Annotated in this window: 17 protein-coding genes; 7 read left to right on the top strand and 10 right to left on the bottom strand. The window is 55.5% G+C overall.

What is annotated here, in order from left to right; genetic code table 11:
* Positions 1-14 precede the first annotated feature (14 nt).
* Positions 15-1,232 carry an A24 family peptidase C-terminal domain-containing protein gene (locus M0R30_RS00335; protein ID WP_292542055.1) on the top strand — a complete coding sequence of 406 codons (1,218 nt, stop codon included), beginning with the start codon at positions 15-17 and terminating at the stop codon, positions 1,230-1,232.
* A gap of 1 nt (position 1,233) precedes the next feature.
* Positions 1,234-1,602, top strand: coding sequence for a phosphoribosyl-AMP cyclohydrolase (hisI, locus tag M0R30_RS00330; RefSeq protein ID WP_292542054.1), 369 nt, complete (start codon positions 1,234-1,236; stop codon positions 1,600-1,602).
* A gap of 33 nt (positions 1,603-1,635) precedes the next feature.
* Here the strand turns inward: hisI and M0R30_RS00325 are convergent, their stop codons facing one another.
* Positions 1,636-1,914, bottom strand: a complete 279-nt coding sequence (locus M0R30_RS00325) for a hypothetical protein (RefSeq protein WP_292542053.1) — start codon at positions 1,912-1,914, stop codon at positions 1,636-1,638.
* 153 nt (positions 1,915-2,067) lie between these two features.
* Here M0R30_RS00325 and M0R30_RS00320 point away from each other — a divergent pair, with 153 nt between their 5' ends.
* The gene (locus M0R30_RS00320) at positions 2,068-2,262 is read left to right on the top strand and encodes a hypothetical protein (RefSeq protein WP_292542052.1); all 195 of its coding nucleotides are present in this window, start codon (positions 2,068-2,070) and stop codon (positions 2,260-2,262) included.
* A gap of 97 nt (positions 2,263-2,359) precedes the next feature.
* Here M0R30_RS00320 and M0R30_RS00315 read toward each other — a convergent pair whose 3' ends face one another.
* The 7 genes from M0R30_RS00315 to M0R30_RS00285 form a co-directional block, all read right to left on the bottom strand.
* Positions 2,360-3,016: a DUF4013 domain-containing protein gene (locus tag M0R30_RS00315; RefSeq protein WP_292542051.1), complete on the bottom strand. Its 657-nt coding sequence runs from the start codon at positions 3,014-3,016 to the stop codon at positions 2,360-2,362.
* Between the two features lie 130 nt (positions 3,017-3,146).
* Positions 3,147-3,749 carry a hypothetical protein gene (locus tag M0R30_RS00310; RefSeq protein ID WP_292542049.1) on the bottom strand — a complete coding sequence of 201 codons (603 nt, stop codon included), beginning with the start codon at positions 3,747-3,749 and terminating at the stop codon, positions 3,147-3,149.
* A gap of 58 nt (positions 3,750-3,807) precedes the next feature.
* Positions 3,808-4,080 carry an AN1-type zinc finger domain-containing protein gene (locus M0R30_RS00305; protein WP_292542048.1) on the bottom strand — a complete coding sequence of 91 codons (273 nt, stop codon included), beginning with the start codon at positions 4,078-4,080 and terminating at the stop codon, positions 3,808-3,810.
* A gap of 104 nt (positions 4,081-4,184) precedes the next feature.
* Positions 4,185-4,739, bottom strand: coding sequence for a hypothetical protein (locus M0R30_RS00300; protein ID WP_292542046.1), 555 nt, complete (start codon positions 4,737-4,739; stop codon positions 4,185-4,187).
* A 353-nt stretch (positions 4,740-5,092) separates the two neighbouring features.
* Positions 5,093-6,721 (bottom strand): putative manganese-dependent inorganic diphosphatase, encoded by a 1,629-nt coding sequence (locus tag M0R30_RS00295; protein ID WP_292542045.1) that lies wholly within the window; start codon positions 6,719-6,721, stop codon positions 5,093-5,095.
* Positions 6,722-6,841: 120 nt separating this feature from the next.
* Complete coding sequence (locus M0R30_RS00290) at positions 6,842-8,479, bottom strand: PKD domain-containing protein (protein WP_292542043.1); 1,638 nt, start codon at positions 8,477-8,479, stop codon at positions 6,842-6,844.
* Positions 8,480-8,730: 251 nt separating this feature from the next.
* A complete protein-coding gene (locus M0R30_RS00285) occupies positions 8,731-9,102 on the bottom strand; it encodes a hypothetical protein (RefSeq protein WP_292542042.1) in 372 nt (123 codons plus the stop codon).
* 195 nt (positions 9,103-9,297) lie between these two features.
* Here M0R30_RS00285 and M0R30_RS00280 point away from each other — a divergent pair, with 195 nt between their 5' ends.
* The gene (locus M0R30_RS00280; protein WP_292542041.1) at positions 9,298-9,456 is read left to right on the top strand and encodes a hypothetical protein; all 159 of its coding nucleotides are present in this window, start codon (positions 9,298-9,300) and stop codon (positions 9,454-9,456) included.
* 49 nt (positions 9,457-9,505) lie between these two features.
* On the opposite strand, the gene M0R30_RS00275 is transcribed toward M0R30_RS00280, so the two are convergent.
* Both M0R30_RS00275 and M0R30_RS00270 read right to left on the bottom strand, forming a co-directional pair.
* The gene (locus M0R30_RS00275; protein ID WP_292542040.1) at positions 9,506-9,655 is read right to left on the bottom strand and encodes a hypothetical protein; all 150 of its coding nucleotides are present in this window, start codon (positions 9,653-9,655) and stop codon (positions 9,506-9,508) included.
* A 1,176-nt stretch (positions 9,656-10,831) separates the two neighbouring features.
* The gene (locus tag M0R30_RS00270) at positions 10,832-11,152 is read right to left on the bottom strand and encodes a hypothetical protein (RefSeq protein WP_292542039.1); all 321 of its coding nucleotides are present in this window, start codon (positions 11,150-11,152) and stop codon (positions 10,832-10,834) included.
* Between the two features lie 291 nt (positions 11,153-11,443).
* Here M0R30_RS00270 and M0R30_RS00265 point away from each other — a divergent pair, with 291 nt between their 5' ends.
* Genes M0R30_RS00265 through M0R30_RS00255 form a run of 3 tightly spaced genes read left to right on the top strand, consistent with a single transcriptional unit; the run spans position 11,444 to position 16,253 of the window.
* Entirely contained in the window at positions 11,444-14,689 is a 3,246-nt protein-coding gene (locus M0R30_RS00265) for a LamG domain-containing protein (protein ID WP_292542038.1), read from the top strand.
* A 15-nt stretch (positions 14,690-14,704) separates the two neighbouring features.
* Positions 14,705-15,214, top strand: a complete 510-nt coding sequence (locus M0R30_RS00260; RefSeq protein ID WP_292542037.1) for a hypothetical protein — start codon at positions 14,705-14,707, stop codon at positions 15,212-15,214.
* Between the two features lie 16 nt (positions 15,215-15,230).
* Positions 15,231-16,253: a hypothetical protein gene (locus tag M0R30_RS00255; RefSeq protein WP_292542036.1), complete on the top strand. Its 1,023-nt coding sequence runs from the start codon at positions 15,231-15,233 to the stop codon at positions 16,251-16,253.
* The last annotated feature ends 209 nt before the right edge of the window (positions 16,254-16,462 follow it).

Below are 16,462 nucleotides of genomic sequence, written 5' to 3'. Positions count from 1 at the left end.
GCACCAAGAAAAAGATGGTATACCGGATTATGGAACTCTTCTACCCGATGGTGATCTCGGCGGTCGCGGTCCTCGTCACCCTGATCTATACATCATACCTGGATATACGGGACCGTCGTGTGCCGTTCATCCACTGGCTCCCCATGCTCGCCGTGGGGGTCACCTGTACGTCCGTACTCCTCTGGCAGATGACGGCAAACGTAAGCCTTGTCACCGGCTACCTTGCCCTTGTCGCAAGTTTCCTGTATGCAGACTACCTTGACAACCGGGGACGGACGGACTCGCTCGGTCTCACCGGGTATTACGCAGAGTCCCGGATCTTCTGGTACTTTGTTCCCGTCCTCGTCCTGCCCGCACTGTCATGGTTCGTCCTTGCCCCGGCATACTCCGTCCAGCTCGTTCCCTGGTACGCGATGTTCGCCGGGATCTTCGGCTACATCACGTGGATGGAATACCGGGGCTGGCCGGCACCGGAACAAAAGAAGAAGGGGAAACAGAAGCAGGCTGCCCGCGAACCGAATGTCAGTGACATGCTGGGCCGGTGGTATTTTGTCCTGATCATCCTGATCTTTGTGAGCGCATCGACCATGCTGCTCATGAGCGCCGGCGGGTGGGGCACACCGGCCCTTGTCGTCCTCCTCCTGTCTGTCTTCTGCGGCGTCTTCTACACCTTCGGCAGGATGCACCTCTTCGGAGGGGCAGATGCATGGGCGCTCATCTTTATCGCGTTCTGTGTCCCGGTCTTCCCGTTCACCCCCCTTCTCGGTGTCTCCCCGCTCGGGTTCCTCGCATTCTCGGTGTTGATCAACGCCCTCCTGCTCAACCTTGTTGCACCCGTGGGGATCTTTCTCATCAATATCCTCCGGGGCAACCGGGCACCGCTCATGTACCTCTTCTTCGGGTTCCCCGTCAAAGGTGACGAGATCCAAAAGGAATGGGGTTTTGTTATGGAGGACTTCGAGGAAAAGGACGGTGCCGTCAGCCGCAGGTTCATCGGGTTCTTCGATTCGATCCGGCGGATGTATGCGGCAGAAGGCCGGGTCTACACAAAAGACCTCCGGGAGCACCCGGAAGAATTTACACATGAACTCTCAATGTATAAGAAAGCCGGCACGGTCTGGATATCCTATGCCGTCCCGTTCATCATCCCCATCACGGCCGGGTTCATCACCGCCATTATCTTCGGGGATTTCCTGTTCGCGGTCATGAAACTGCTTGCCGGAGGATACTGATATGCTTAACCTGAAATTTGTCGACGGGCTGATCCCGGTCATCGTGCAGGACGCGACAAGCCGGGACGTGCTGATGATGGCGTATGCGAATGACGAGGCGGTCCGCCTCACGCAGGAGACCGGCTTTGCCCACTACTACAGCAGGAGCAGGAAGAAGCTCTGGAAGAAGGGCGAGGAGAGCGGCCACTTCCAGAAAGTGGTGAGGGTCCTTGCAGACTGCGACGAGGACTGCCTTGTCTACGAAGTAGAGCAGACCGGCGCTGCCTGCCACACAGGATACCGGACCTGTTTCTACCGTACGCTTGACGGTACCGTGATCGGCACGAAAGTCTTTGACCCGGAAAAAGTGTACAAGAAGCCCGGGCACTAACCCAGCACTTTTTTTTTAACGCTCTTATTACTGTCACGGACCGGAATACCCGGGTACGAGCGTGGATTGTCCCGGTATGCCCGCCGGATTGCCGACAGGGAACGCTCCCGGCGGCCAGCTCCTCCTCACGAGGTCGAGCAGGCAGAAAAATGCCGCCGCCTCGACCGGGTCGGAGAAACGTGCCAGTTCCGCATCGGTCCGCCGTTCAAGGATGTCCGTGATGTACTTCCCGTACGGCTGTTCATGGAGTTTCAGCGCACGGGTGGTCTTCTTCCACCGGAAGATCAGCGGGTCCAGTTCCGTTCTTCGCATGTCATCACCGCATCTCCGTTGGCAGTCCGTGAGGATGAACTGCTGGCAGGCGGGGTGTGAAAGTGGGACGGTCAGGCAGGTTCTCCTGCCGGCCGGCGATGTCCTGCAATCCCGTCAAAATGCTCATTATCTTCCGGAACAGAACCGTCCTGTGTGATAAAAACCCGTCAGAAAAAACCATCCCGGTCCGGGAAGTACGTGGCAGGTTTCACTCTTCTCCTCGCGGTCCTGCTGGTCATTGTCTTCACGGCCCCGTTCTTTGAGGACTGGACCTGGCTCAAATTTTTCCTGATCTGCGGCCTTGGGATTGCAAATCTCGGGATCATGTACCTGCTCAGGACCGGATAAGAGCGGGGCTGTAATGGGCCATGATATAAAACGGGCTGGAGAATTTCCTCAGGTCCTCCATGACGGTGTAAAAAAAAAATCTGACAGGGTTTTGGTATTATGCCGTACCGGCCGCATCGTAGACCAGGCAGAGGTACCGGGACTCGAAGATGGTCAGCGGAGCAAGGAGGAGGAGTTCCAGGACGATGTCCAGGTAGGGGACCACTGACAGGATACCGATAACGGCGAAGAAAATGACCTGGATGATCATTATGACGATCACGGCGATAATGTAACTGACCCAGCCGATCTTGCCGATGGTCTCGAGGATCGCGCTGAAGTTGAACGCCTCTCCCATGCTGCCGGTCCGTGCGAACCGGATGATGCCGATGGTGCCGAGAAGCCCCGTGATGATCGCAACGATCGCAACGATGAGGAGCCCGACGAGCATGCCGCCGATGGCGCCGATCGCTGCTTCAGGTTGACTTACCAGTGCTACAGCTCCTATGCCAATCGTGAAAACGAGGACGATAATCGCCGGGATACACCAGATGAGCGTAACGATAAAGTACTTGATACCGTCAACGAAGAGGGTGCCCCAGTCATTTACTTCCGGTGCCGGCTTCTCGCCGCGGAGCATCTTGAGCGAGTAGCCGAGAAGCGGCAGGGTAAGGAGGACGGTTGCGATGATGAGCAGCAGCCACTGCATCCATTTGCCTGTTACTGAATCCTTTGCATAGGCAAAGGAGTCGCCAATCATGTTTCCAATATCCATCTTTTTTCACCTGTTACCGTATTGTCCGGCGTATTCCCGGTGAGGCATGATCTTATAAAAATCCGGCAGGATTGATCTTTTCGGGCTGTCGGAACAGCAGTTATGCCACAGGCTTGAGCATCTCCCCGATTTACCTGTTTTTCTGTTGGCTCATGGCGGTCGCCATATTCAGGACTGCATAGTACATCGCGGCGATGACAAGCACATCAAGGTACAAACAAATTGCGAGACCGATGAGATAGACCGGGGACTCGAAAGCATACACGAATTCATTCAGCGAAAGGGCAGAGATGATCGTGTCGAGAAACCACCCCGACCCCGGCATCCGGGAGTTGAACAGGGGGAGCGGCATTCCATGCAATAACTCGGCCATGGTCGTATAAAAGAACAGGCAACACCCGACGAAGGATAACAGGGAGAATATGAGCCAGGGCGCGTCGGTGCCGGTCTTCTTCTCAAAATAAAAATACGGGGTGACAACGGCAAGCGACACGAGCAGGAACATGAGAGCGAACATGACGGTTGTCCCGGTCAGCGCACCAAGGTCAAGTACCTTGTCAGCCCGCTGGAGAACCGCAAGTAAAAACAAGGTCACGATCGCGAGACCGACAGGAATCCAGGGAGGCACAGGATCTGCAAGCTTCTTCAGGCCCCTGTACAGGAGCACCGGGATGATAAGGACAAAAACAAGGAAGATGAGAACAACGAGAGGAAAGATCAGGTTCTCGTACATGTTCCTGTATATAATCCATATAATATACAATAATTTTGAATTGAGATAGGCTGGATGACTACCCGGTTTTATCCCGGCACACGTGGTTCTCCGGCAACCGGCAGTGATCGCAGAGGAGCCTGCCGCACCGGTGACAGGGGACCGCTCCCACTTTCAGGTCACGCCTGCAGTTCCGGCAGATTTTAAGATGGGGCTGATGGTCATACTGGTGGAGCCGTGAGCAGCGGTGGTTCTCCGGAACGAAATGGTCAAAGCAGAAGATGTGTCCGCACCGCTGGCACGTGAACGGGACTTCCTTTAGGATCTTTTGGCAATAATGACACCAGCGCATCACGTGTGCATCGTGGGTCGGTGACGAAATAAATTGCGATGGGAAAAGAATCGGGCGGGAAAATCCCCGCACGTTTTCTGGTGGTTATCTGGATGGTGAAATAATCAGAAAATGGCACCCGGATCAATCATCCAGGTAACATGGTAGTCCGGGATATTGGACACAACCGTGTCTTCCGTTGGCTTGTCCATGAAGTACACGTCCAGCACGGCTCCGTTCGAGAGCTGGAGCAAGTCCTGGTTCGACGTGATGGTGACATAATCCCGTGCCGCTTCGGTCATGTTCGGCAGGATCCACCCGCTGCGGGCCCCGGTTCCATCGTGGGACAGGCCGATGCCACCATGCGAGGTCCCGGTATTGTCGGTCAGTTTGCTGAACCAGACCATCATGACGGGCTCGGTGCCGGTATTGCGGGCAGCCACATAGACCGTGACATCCCGCGTACCGTTCCGCTCCTCGCCCAGCTCAAAGCTGTGGACGTATACCTCAACCGTCTTGTTGCCGGACCCCAGCGTTGTGTGCGTATTCATGGGGAGCACATTCCCGGTGGGAGTGCCTGTAGGGGTTGTGGTGGTGGCAGGACCGGATGCCGGTGCCGTGCAGCCGGCAATGACCAGGATGCAAACCGTGATAACGAACAGTGCTATTGTCTTCATCATTTCACCTTACGGGAACCATTTGCGGTACCATGATTTCTCCGCAAGGTTAAAAAAACCGTCCATGACCCACCCGGAGATACATGAGAGTAGGTGGTGATCGCATGCCAGCCTGATCAGCCAACCGTTAAAAATTAAAATTAATGGACTTTGGAAACCGAACAAAGGTTGCCTTTCTGGTTGATACCGTACGATGCGAGAATGGCCGCATCGTCAAGGTTCTTTTCCCCGATACCGATCCTGCTCAACTAGTCACGGATGATCTTTATATTTTTTACAGTATTTTGCATAGGGTGATGCTTACTTGGCGGGTGAGACGATAAAGAGATGTATGAAACTGCAATTCCCTCTAAAACTCATCCGGACCCGGACAACGTGTGGAGGCGTGCCCCGAGCCAGGGGAGGAAATCTTTCTTCCGGGACATGACACCGTCAAGGTGGACCGGCAGGGACTTTTCGAAGACTGCGAGGAGCAGGTCCGGGTCCGCTTCGCCGTAACAATCGCTGGCATTGTCCAGCACGCTGGTGAACAGGACAAGGACCAGGTCCGCACCGGTCTTTGTCTTCATCGTTGCGAGCTCTGCCTGTATCTCTCCCGCCCGGTCAGTGTTCCACGCAAACGACGGGACCATGACCTGCGAGATGAGCACGTTCCTGCCGGACAGGTCGAACTCTTTTGTGTCCCGGGCAAGGATCGTTTCAAGCGTTGCGCCCGTGAGGTCCATGCCCTGCTCCAGCAGGTCATTTCCCAGCTCATCGGCGTTCTCTCCGGCCACCTTCGCGAGGAACCCAACGGCCCGGGTATCGCTCCCGGTGGTCGTTGACATCCGTAACGCAAGGGTATCGGAGAGGATGCCGCAGAGGAGGGCGCCGGCAACGGCTCCTGAGGGAGTCTGCCCGGACTCGAGGAACTTCAGGGCAATAATGGTCGACGTCGACCCCACCGGGTCGTTCAGGAACCGGATCGGTTTTAACGTGGTGATCGTCCCGAGCCGGTGGTGGTCGATGATCTCGATGACCTCTGCCTCTTCGATCCCGCTCACTGCCTGCGAGGACTCATTGTGGTCGAGGAGGATGACGGGTTTCCTCACATCGTCAAGGAGCGTTGTCCGGGTCAGTACCCCGGCAATGGTGCCTTCCCGCGTCACAACACAGGCAGCCCGGAATTTTGAAGACGAGACCACCTTCCGGGCCCGGGCCAGGGTGTCATCGAGCGTGAGGACCGGCATCTCGGTCTCCATCACTTCCCGGGCCGGGAGGGAAAGGTTGATCATCTTGCCGACACCGAACGCGTCGAGGTCGGTAGAAAGGAGCGTGACGCCGCGTTTCCCTGCCTCCACGGAGACCCGTTCGCCAGCGGGAGCGCCTTCGGCAATGATCAGGCAGGCGATCCCTGCGGAGATGAAAGCCAGCTGGACGGGTTCATCGTCGCCGACCACCGCGATATCGTTCTTCGTCATCTTCGCGAGCGTGACATGCAGGGCATCGATGGAGATATAGACCCGGCCTTCAAGCGTCTCGTGTGCGGCAACGATGATCGCCGCGTTCAGGATCCGTGCAAGCGTCCCGACAGGTATGGGCGTGACCGTCAGCTCGGAGAGATGGATTTTCTGGATATAGGCATTCGCAAGCGCGTGCTCGCCCACCATGCCGACCGGCCGGTCCGCTGCATCGGTGATGACCACGTTCCGTATCCCTTCCTTTGCCATCAGCGTGGCAACGTCAACGGTCGGGACGTCCTGCGGGAGCGAGAAGACCGGTTTGTATGCGATGTCGGAAAGCCGGGGCTCAACCGAATCAACAAGGACCGGCGCGTTGATACCGAACCGTTCGAGCATGTAACGGGATTCGGGGTTCAGCTCGCCGCACCGGGCCGGGATATATTTCCCGGGCTCCGCGGTATTCAGGTACTCCGCGTACCCGATGACGCTCGCGATACTGTCCGTATCAGGCTGGCGATGACCGAAAAGATAGACCTGGTTCATGATGCTGTTCTGCGGGTTGGGAAGTGTTGCTGATTATTCGTTGTCCCGGGTCTTAATGTCTGGGGAACCGGGAGGAGAAGATTATCTCAAAAAGGGTATGCGAAAAAAGGGAGCGCCGGATCAGAGATCCCTGCCCCGCGATCCGGAATGGCCTCCCGGGGGCCTTCTCCTGAGGATAACAATCGCTGCAACCACGACAATGATGATAACGATCAGGGCCGGGACCAGCCATCCGGAGGTAAGCGGGGAGCTGGTTCCGGGGGTGCTCTCTGCGGGAGTTTCTGCGGAGGCCGGGGCCTGGGTTTCCTCAGGCGTGGCGGGTGCGGCGGACTCTGGCGTTGTCCCCGTGACCGTGATGAGACTTGTTGAAGTCTCGGTATCGCTTCCCTCGGTATTGGTGACCGTCAGGACCACGGTAAACGTGCCGGTACTGGCATACGTATGGACCGGGTTCTGCTCTGCGGTCGAGAACCCGTCACCGAACGACCACTGCCATGAGGTCGGGTTGTTGATCGAGGTATCGGTAAAATGCACGGTCAGCGGGCCCGGTCCGCTGGACGTGTCAACGGAGAAGGATGCCTCCGGGGCGACCCGCCCGGTGACGTTGATGTACTTTGACCGGCTCGTCGAGTTGGACCCCTTGCTGTTCTTTACGGTCAGGACGATCGTATAGGACCCCCTGCTGTCAAAAATGTGGACCGGGTTCTGGACCGTTGAACTTTCCTCATCGCCAAAGTACCAGCTCCACGAGGTAGGGGCGTTCTGGGAGGTGTCGGTGAAATGCACAACAAACGGGGCGAGTCCCGAGGTGTTATCCGCTTCAAAGGAGGCGATTGGCAGGGCATCTTCCGCTTCGATATATCCATGTTTTGAAGCGGTGGAACTGCCTTTGGAGTTCGTGGCAGTCAGGGTAACGGTATAGGTCCCGTTCCGGGTATAGGTATGGGTAGGGTTCTGTGCACTGTCGTAGTCGCCGTCGCCGAATGACCAGACCCACGAGGTCGGGCCGTTTGCCGAGGTATCGATAAACTTCACGGTGAGCGGGATCGGTCCCTCTTTTGTCGTGGCGGTAAACGATGCATCCGGTGCAGCCGTTTCTGTGGTTACGCTGATATAGCCTACTTTCGTCTCCGTTGAGCTGCCACCGGCGTTCGTGGCGGTCATCGTGACCGTGAAGGTGCCTTTTGTCGTATACGTATGCGACGGGTTCTTCTCCGTTGCGGTCCCGCCGTCACCAAATGACCAGATCCACGAGGTCGGGCTGTTTGACGAGGAGTCGATGAAATTCACGGTCAGCGGCGATACCCCGGACGTGAGCGAGGACGTGAATGCCGCAACCGGGGAGTCCTGGGTCTCTGTGACCGTGATATAATCATTTTCGGTCAGGGTGTCGCTGCCATCCGCATTGGTGACGGTCAGGGTGACCGTATAGTCCCCGTCAATCGTGTAGGTATGTGCCGGATCCGACTCTAACGATGACGCACCGTCACCAAACGACCAGAACCACGAGGTGGGGTTATGGCTCGATGTATCGACAAACTGCACGGAGAGGGGCTGCTCCCCGCTCGTGCGGTTCGCGGTAAACGAGGCTTCCGGCACACTGGCGCCGACCACCGGTACCAGGGCGACGATCATGAGAACGAGCAGGAGCAGGGGCCAGGCCCTGTCCACGGTTGTCCGTTTCAGCCGCGTGCCGGCCACCGGTTTCTTCGAAGATGAGTGATGTTTTCCATGTTGATGCAGGTAATCGGTAATCATATCATTCCCACAGTTAGTATCTATGATGGACAGTATGGATAATCTTCTATAAAAAAACAAGAGTTCTTTTCCCACAGTACCGTGGAAAATTACCGTTCCGCGTGATTGGAATTCCCGGTATCCCCCTGTCGGAGCCGTTGCACATCTCCGCGCACGTGAAAATATCCGGTCCGGTTCCCCGTGCCGGTCGGCGCGGGTCGCTCATCATTAACCGGACGAAAATATTCTGGGTCAGGGACGGGGTAAGAAAATTATACGAGGGAGATCCGTTCCCCGACAAGGCGGATAAAGTCATGGAGGTCGTCAAACCGGTTGATCTCTTCGGTGCTGATGAGGACCGAGAGTTCCGTGCCTTTCTTTATGAGCACGACCGGGAAGGTGATCGCGAGGTTCCCGAACTCCTTGGTGAACTCATCCCTGGAAAGGGACCGTGGCGGGATTGTGCATTCTTTTAAAAACCGTTTCCACTCTTTCTTTATCCCGACCGGGCTGTAGATGATCCTGGTGAGGGCGCACAGATCCGCCTCGGAAGCAGCCGCCCTGCCCGAAGAATAATCATGGAGTGACTGCAGCACCCTGCTGTCGAGATTGGAGACGAACAGGAGGGTTGTGGAATCCGGCATACACGAGTGCTCTCACCTTTTCATGGCTTAAATTTTGGGATGGTCCTTATCACGCCTCGTGAGGTATGCGCATCCGGAGCTATCGCGGACCCGGTTAGCCGGTACTCGAGCTGGAGGGGGGTGAGAGAGGCTCTCCATCATAAAAAGTTCCCCGATCGATACTCCTATCTATATGCCTCAGCAAAGTGGACAGGTATGCCAGAGATTGTTGACGACTACGGTAAGGACCATGCCTTTACCTGCCCGCACTGTGGATTACGATGGCGAACAACAGAGACCGGCCCGATGCTGCACTGCAAGAAATGCAACCGGTGGTTCCCGAACCCTTGGGCGGAACCGGCTGTGGCGATATAGAAGCACCGGCGCGTTCATGGTGCACAGGACAGAGGGAGGAGGACAGGGATCAGGTCATATTCGTATTTTTCCGGCGCTCTTTCACGAGTGAGTGTCCGGGACCGGCAAGACAGATGAGGACCAGGACCCCGACAATCGCAAGGAAGATCGTGTAAACGTCGGGAAGACCGCTGCCGGCCACAAGATGGTGTGCCTGCATACGTTCCGGTCGGAGCGGGAGATGATAACGCAGGCATTGAGTGTGGAGATGTATTTCATACCTGATATCCAGACAGACAAACATCATCGTAGTGCTGTTGTAATTTATAGAGACAATGACTTGTGCAAGAAGTAAGCCTGTCACATGCAGGATTATCTGACGTAAAGTAACTGAGATTTGTTCCTCCGCTGGATCCTTTTGATCGTTTTACCGTCTCCGCTGCGCAATCCTGTCGGATGCCAATCAGTTCTTCGATATTACCACTTACCTCTTTACAACTTCCGGACAAATCACATTCACAACCTATTGTTGATATTGTTGGTAGTACTGTTGTCTGTTGTGTCGGTATTACAAGAACGGTGACGTAAACGATCTGTGGAGTGGGTGTTGTAACAATAGAATTTCGGTTCCCCCCAATACACCCGGTAAATATTACTGCTGCCAGCAGTAAAAAAATAAAAAGAAGATATTTCATATTCCCTCATTTATCCGGATAACGATATGTTTTGCTGTTTGTTCGGGCCGTGTTCTCAGTGGGCGGGCCATCGGCACGTTTGTTTGAGAGGGGGATTGCCAGATCTGGGATACGGGAGGGCGTTGCCGGGAACCATTTATCAGTAAGTTTCCCCCGACGGATCACATATAGTGAGTACTATCACCCCAGATACCAAAAGGGGCTCATTCCAACCCCGGATAGCCAGAAATGCAAGATCATCGACCGGCCTGTTTTTAGTCATTTTTCAGGGGGTTTTAAAAAATCCTGATATATCACGCCGGAATGCCAGACGGGCTCATTTCCACAGGAAAAAACCGGCCTGTTTAGAGCTGTTTGGATGGGCGATACCCTTGCCCCACAATATTCAGGATGTGCGGGAAAACCGCCAAAAATCACCCTGCAAAAAGACGCCCATAGACGCATTCCTGTGGCCGATCGGGTGCTTCCATAAGGTTCATGACGTGGCTGGGGGGAGCCGGGTTGGATCCGGATCACCCGATCTACGTCGGAGAGTGGGGATATAGATGGGGTGTCAGGCAGATGATCGTGGGGGTTTCATGTCGAAGAAATCTGATGATTTCTTCTCCTCCTCCTGGTCTGATGACCAGTCGGACGTCGGAGGGGCTCCCGCAATGAACATTTACCCCAAAGAGCCCCCACATGAGAATGCTCAGGCTTTCTCAGAGCACCGGCAGGAACAACCCGACAATGGAAGTTACGATCCAGATGACAACCGCAATGGCAAGGGCTCTGATCCAGCCGATTGTATAGAGTTTCTGCAATGCCAGCAGCCAGACAATTCCGGCAATGAATGCCGGTAACAGGCCCTGGCCCAGCACATAATAAAAGATCGTGTAAACGGCCGTGCCGATGAGCGCAGCGAAAACTGCCGTGGTCAGGCTGTCCTTTGCACCAAAGGACTTCGCAATGTAATAAATTATTACCGTTGAAATGATCAGCGCAACGATGAAAGACAACACGGTCGAGACATTCGATACCATGATGAATCGCTTGTCTGTTTAGCCTGATAATGCTGTTTATCGGCTCTTGCCGTCAATTCATCCCCGGATAATTCACTTTGTATTTAATAAAAACATAATTAGAAAATAATAAATAACTAATTAGAATATTACATTTTATGATCGAAATATATACGATTGCGCAGGCCTTATCACAAAGGGCCTGCATCCGGGAACATTCCTTCATCCACGGAGGAGAGTATTGCAGACGTCCAACTTTGTTTTCACCGGGACTGACACCGGTTTTGAGAGATTTCCTGGATGGTGGTACGTATGGTGCACGGTGATCCGAGGACCGATCGCAGTTACATCTCGATGTCCCTGGATGCCCTGTCGGGGGCCCAGACCAGTCCGGCAGCTGCCGGCCGGTTCACCGGCCAGATCCAGTTTTCCGTTGATGCTTGGGTGCGTTTCAACGGTCTGCCCGCGTCTACGGTCGTGCTGGGCCAGAACAATGTATTCTCCTTTGGCAGCCAAGGCCCGTCGGTATATTTCCAGTTCGCGGGTCTGCCGGCAGTCATTTCCGATGTATCCCAGTCACAGCTCCAGGATGATCACTGGCATTATATCTGCGCGACATTCGATGGTTCGATGATCCGGCTCTATATCGACGGCCAGTTCAATACGGGGCAGAGCTGCATGGGCCAGGTGACACCCAGCAGGGATCCTGTCCTGATCGGCCAGGGCGTGCAGGGGCTCGTCAAACGCGTGCGCATTTACAATACTGTCTTGAATACCGACACCGTGCTGCACACAATGTATGGCACACCCCCGGCCGGCACGCTTGTCGCGGACTTTGACTTCAGTGTCAACAGGCCGGTCGATCGCGGGCCGTCTTCGTACCCGATATCCCTGCAGAACAACGCCTTCATGGTTAAAGTTTCACCCGCAGTCTCCTTGGGCACCAACGGGTTCATCCGGCCGCTGGGCGATGTCGACATCAATCCCGGTGGAAGGCAGGTGGATCCATATTCCGTACAGGCCTGGATCTATCTCTCGTCGGATATCAACCCGGTCCAGGCCGTTTTTGTCAACAGCGACCTGATGCTTGATACCGGCATGGCGCTGTATGTCCAGTACGACGAGGCCATATCAGCCTACCGCCTCGTCTCCCAGCGCGGATCGGTCAGTATGAGCGGCCAGACCCTGACCTCTTCCGGCATAGTTCCCCCGTGCACCTGGACAAATGTTGCCACGACATTCGATGGTGTCAATCTCACGCTGTACATCAACGGCACACCTGACAGCTCCATCACCTGCGTGCCCATCCCGCTCTATAACCCGTTCGGCGATCTCCTGATTGGCGCCGCGATCGAAAAGGGTAATCCTTCTGGCACCACCACGCTCCAGGGATATATCCGCGAAGTGGATGTCTGGTCCCGGGCCCTGAGTACCGCTGAGGTAGCGGGATTCATGGCCACGCCGCCGGATGCCGGCTCCCCGGGTCTTTTAGGGGCCTATGTCTTTACCAGTTCCCCGGCCCGGAACCAGGCAAACGGCCATCCCATCGGCCTTGCCGAAGGCGCAGTCCTTTCCGGGCAGCTGGAAGCGGCCCCGGTCAGTACTGAAATACTTCCCTGCGATACCATCGCAGTACCGGAGACGGGGCTTGGCCCGGAGATGATGGCGGAGATACGCGCCGGATTGAACTTCCGGGAGATCTATGAGGAAAACCATGCTGCTTTCGATGCTGCCGAAGCGGCGGATGTTGCGGCTTTTGATGATCCGACCGACAAGGAGCGGATACGGAAGGCATGGGCCGATGTCCGTGACAGGATCGTGAACGACCCGGCCTCCCTGCCGTTCCTGGTGACACACCATAAAATCAACGGGGAGCGCCTCCTGATCGTCCACCGGCCCTCGGGATCCTATGTTGCCTATCGTACTGCGGAAGAAAATTTCGATGACTGCACGATGTGGCAGATCACCCTGGTTTTCATCGTGATTGGGGGAGTTCTTGACGTGATAACCGGTGTCGGGGCAACGATGACAGACAAGGCTATCGTTTTTATCGCACGCATCCTGAAGGTGCCAAAAATCAAGGCGATAATGGCTCTCGGTACGGCCATCGGCGCTTCGGATATTCTTGCACTGATGGGGTATCTCTATTCGGAGGGGATGCTGAGACAGCTCATCGTATTAGTACTTGACATCGGTTTCTGGGCCCTGATCCGGATCATTGGCAATATATTCGCCATCGTAACGGGTTTCGCTTCCGTGCGAATTATCGCATCCCTTGTCGCGACAGCGATATCATTTGGTATCACCTATGCAAGCAAACCGAAATCCTGCGATCCGCTCCCGACCGTGAGCCTGGCAAGTATAGCATTCGATCACGATCCTACCGGCGCTTCTACTGAAGCTCTGACGATCCGGTGCAATTATAAATCGGTTATCGATGTGCCGGAATGGGTTCCCGGAAAAACAAAACCGGATGAAGCACCCTGTGCCTATGCCCTGAACGCGATAGCGGGCAAGACCCCCACGGTCAAGGTTGTGCTCAACCTCCCGAAAGCCACGACACGTTCCGTCAGGATCCAGGTGACAGATGGGGGCATCCTGGGGGCGATTGATCCGGTTGCCGTCGTATTCGGGTCGAACACCAGCGCAACGGTCACCCTGCCCCTGTCCCACAATTCTCTGGCTGCAGGAGGGGTCCAGCGTGCCGAGGTGACGTGGACCTGGCAGTTCCAGGTTGACGGGGGTGCGTGGACAACGATGGTATCGACGACCCACGTTGTCTATGTCCTCCTCGACAAGCCGAATACACCATGGATACAGGTCCCGGACCGTACCAACCAGCAACTGCCCTGGACCAATGTGCTGGATAAGGTCTGTGTCTGGGCCGCCGGCGCCCGGAGCGTTGATGAGATCCTGGCTAAAGTCACCCTGGAAGTGAATTCCAAGCACAACCTGATCTATGATGTGGAGAGTGGTAGATCGTTTTACGTCGAATATCCCCAAAAACTAGGCGACCTGGAATGTTTCCTGTGCGGACAATTCATTGAGTACCTGAAAGACAAGACGAAGGGGAACGGGAATACTGTCAACTGTACCGATTGCGCAACGATCGTCACGAGCTTTGCCAATATCCTGGGTTGCGATGTAATGGAATCTATTATGTCCGGAAGTCCGAGGGGGGATGTAGGGTTCAAATGTAACGAGATCCGCGCAATCGGGACGAAAACATGGGCCGTGCCTTTCAAAGAATATGGTGGGCGGTTCAGTTATCATGAAATCACCTGGACGAGGAACGGGTGCATGACCGATACCCTTTACGATGCCTGCCTGGAATATGACACAGGCTCCAATCCCTGGGGGACCGGGCCGCACACCGCCGGATTACCGGTAAATGTGCAGTTCTCCAAATTGCCACCGATGCCATCCCCATTTCCGGTCTCCGTCAAGGATGCACTATACCGGGAGAGGCTCGCCACGAATACCGTTGAAGGTATTCCGCAGTGTTTGCCCAGAGGGCCCTGGGCCTTTACGAATTCGGGCCGCAGGCCTGTCAAATGAGGAGGTGAGAAGTCCATGAACATGCAGGATTGGTATGAGGGTGCAAGGAAGAGATTCGGGTTCGATGCTTGGCCACGCCCTTCCCGGGAAGATGCACAGTTCCGCGCACGACAGGTGAGCCTGGATCTGAAGGAAGTTGAAACAACCTGGCACCGGGAACAGCGTATTCCCTGGGGCCGTAAGGGATACGCGGATTATTATGAGGAGAGAGAAAACGGACGGCACCGGATCATGGTGCGTATCAGTGAATATCCCTCGAATGACGAGGCACGCATGGCCCTGCTCCGGGAGATCAGCTTCTCTATGGCCGTGACACTGCCCCGCCTCGATGAGCGGGGGATACAGATCGGCGATATCGGTTTTACCGGTCATGGCGAGATGGACACGGGCATCATCTTTGTCCGCCACAACATGCTCGTCGACGTGAGAAGTATCGGTGAAGAGGCGCTTTCCGTCAGGGAATTCGCCGGGGCAGTTGACAATTTCGTTATCGGTACGGTGAAATCCCAGAACAGGAATCGATGATTATGGAGGTTAAGACATGACAGTGTATAATGATCTTTACATAAGGGATAATTTCGGCGATACCGGGACCATCCCGTCAAGCGGCAACCCATGGCAGTCGCCGGATATCATTCCCTATCAGAACGAGATGCTCACCGGGAACCATGCCAAGGAAACCTACGCAGGTCCGGATATAGGAAGGTCCATCATCAACAGCGGGATCAACAACATCTATGTCCGTTCGAAGAATCTCAACACGAGTGCGGGTTCCGGTAGGGTCGATCTGTATTATGCGGATGCTTCGTTGTTCCTCCTGCCAAAGACATGGACCCCAGTTTCGACTGCCGGGGGGAAGATCCCGGAGTTCGTTGACAGTTCGGGAAATACTTCGATCGCTCCCGGCGAGATCGGGCTCTCAAACCCGGCCTTCCTCCTGACAGGGATGCCAGCCGGCCCGCACTACTGTTTCATCGCAGTCGCGCAGACAACGGCACATCCCGTCACGATCCCCCCGTCGTTTGTTTCCAATGCAGCATATTCCCTGTGGGTGCAGGAGAACCCTGCTGTCGGCTGGCGGAATATCAGTTATTCTCCCAACACCCTCGTCCAAATGAGCCGGGTCTTCCATTTCGGGAATGTCAACCCGGCTTCCGCCTATTTCTACTTCCGGATCGTTGGACGAGGTTTTGTTCCCGGCACGAAGATCAATTCCCAGTGTACCGACCGGTCCTGCCCTATCAACGTGGATACCCCGCTCCCGGAACCCGATGACCAGGGTAACCAGATCGCCGGCTTCCAGACCAGTGTCCCGGCCGGGTTCTGGGGCGACCTGGTATTGACAGCGACTTCGCCGACAGGGAAGTTCCCTGTCGGTGCAACCCTGACTATGTCATATTACCAGATCCCCGCCCAGTCCGACAGACTGGAGATGGCAGCCGCAAAACGTTTCATCATCGCCAGCGGGAAGGAAGACACTCCCCTTCTCACGACAGCCATGCTCATCAAGATCGGCGAATGCACGATCGCAGTCACGGACGATCCGAAGAAGGCCGAGGGATAACCGGCCATCACCCGGCTTTTTTTTCGGCCTGACTCTTTCGGGACAGGAAACCAGTTCTTCACCATTCTTACCATGCATTCCCTAAAAAAATCACAGGGCATTTCTGCATCCTGCAACCCGGGAAACCGGACCGTCTTCCGTCAATGACCGGGCCCAATCCCCCCAATCGGCAAACGGATCCCGTAAATGGTCCGGGTCGGGGGGAGTGG

The sequence above is a fragment of the Methanoregula sp. genome (assembly GCF_023227875.1).
Taxonomy (GTDB): Archaea; Halobacteriota; Methanomicrobia; order Methanomicrobiales; family Methanospirillaceae; genus Methanoregula.
This window is presented reverse-complemented; position numbering and strand designations above follow the sequence as displayed.

Bases quoted from the DNA above. Each gene is read 5' to 3' on its own strand.
- M0R30_RS00280 (WP_292542041.1), top strand. From the start codon at position 9,298: ATGCCAGAGATTGTTGACGACTACGGTAAGGACCATGCCTTTACCTGC.
- M0R30_RS00290 (WP_292542043.1), bottom strand. From the start codon at position 8,479: ATGATTACCGATTACCTGCATCAACATGGAAAACATCACTCATCTTCG.
- M0R30_RS00295 (WP_292542045.1), bottom strand. From the start codon at position 6,721: ATGAACCAGGTCTATCTTTTCGGTCATCGCCAGCCTGATACGGACAGT.
- M0R30_RS00285 (WP_292542042.1), bottom strand. From the start codon at position 9,102: ATGCCGGATTCCACAACCCTCCTGTTCGTCTCCAATCTCGACAGCAGG.
- hisI (WP_292542054.1), top strand. From the start codon at position 1,234: ATGCTTAACCTGAAATTTGTCGACGGGCTGATCCCGGTCATCGTGCAG.
- M0R30_RS00335 (WP_292542055.1), top strand. From the start codon at position 15: ATGGTATACCGGATTATGGAACTCTTCTACCCGATGGTGATCTCGGCG.
- M0R30_RS00300 (WP_292542046.1), bottom strand. From the start codon at position 4,739: ATGATGAAGACAATAGCACTGTTCGTTATCACGGTTTGCATCCTGGTC.
- M0R30_RS00265 (WP_292542038.1), top strand. From the start codon at position 11,444: ATGGTGCACGGTGATCCGAGGACCGATCGCAGTTACATCTCGATGTCC.
- M0R30_RS00270 (WP_292542039.1), bottom strand. From the start codon at position 11,152: ATGGTATCGAATGTCTCGACCGTGTTGTCTTTCATCGTTGCGCTGATC.
- M0R30_RS00310 (WP_292542049.1), bottom strand. From the start codon at position 3,749: ATGTACGAGAACCTGATCTTTCCTCTCGTTGTTCTCATCTTCCTTGTT.
- M0R30_RS00260 (WP_292542037.1), top strand. From the start codon at position 14,705: ATGAACATGCAGGATTGGTATGAGGGTGCAAGGAAGAGATTCGGGTTC.
- M0R30_RS00305 (WP_292542048.1), bottom strand. From the start codon at position 4,080: ATGCGCTGGTGTCATTATTGCCAAAAGATCCTAAAGGAAGTCCCGTTC.
- M0R30_RS00315 (WP_292542051.1), bottom strand. From the start codon at position 3,016: ATGGATATTGGAAACATGATTGGCGACTCCTTTGCCTATGCAAAGGAT.
- M0R30_RS00255 (WP_292542036.1), top strand. From the start codon at position 15,231: ATGACAGTGTATAATGATCTTTACATAAGGGATAATTTCGGCGATACC.
- M0R30_RS00325 (WP_292542053.1), bottom strand. From the start codon at position 1,914: ATGCGAAGAACGGAACTGGACCCGCTGATCTTCCGGTGGAAGAAGACC.
- M0R30_RS00275 (WP_292542040.1), bottom strand. From the start codon at position 9,655: ATGCAGGCACACCATCTTGTGGCCGGCAGCGGTCTTCCCGACGTTTAC.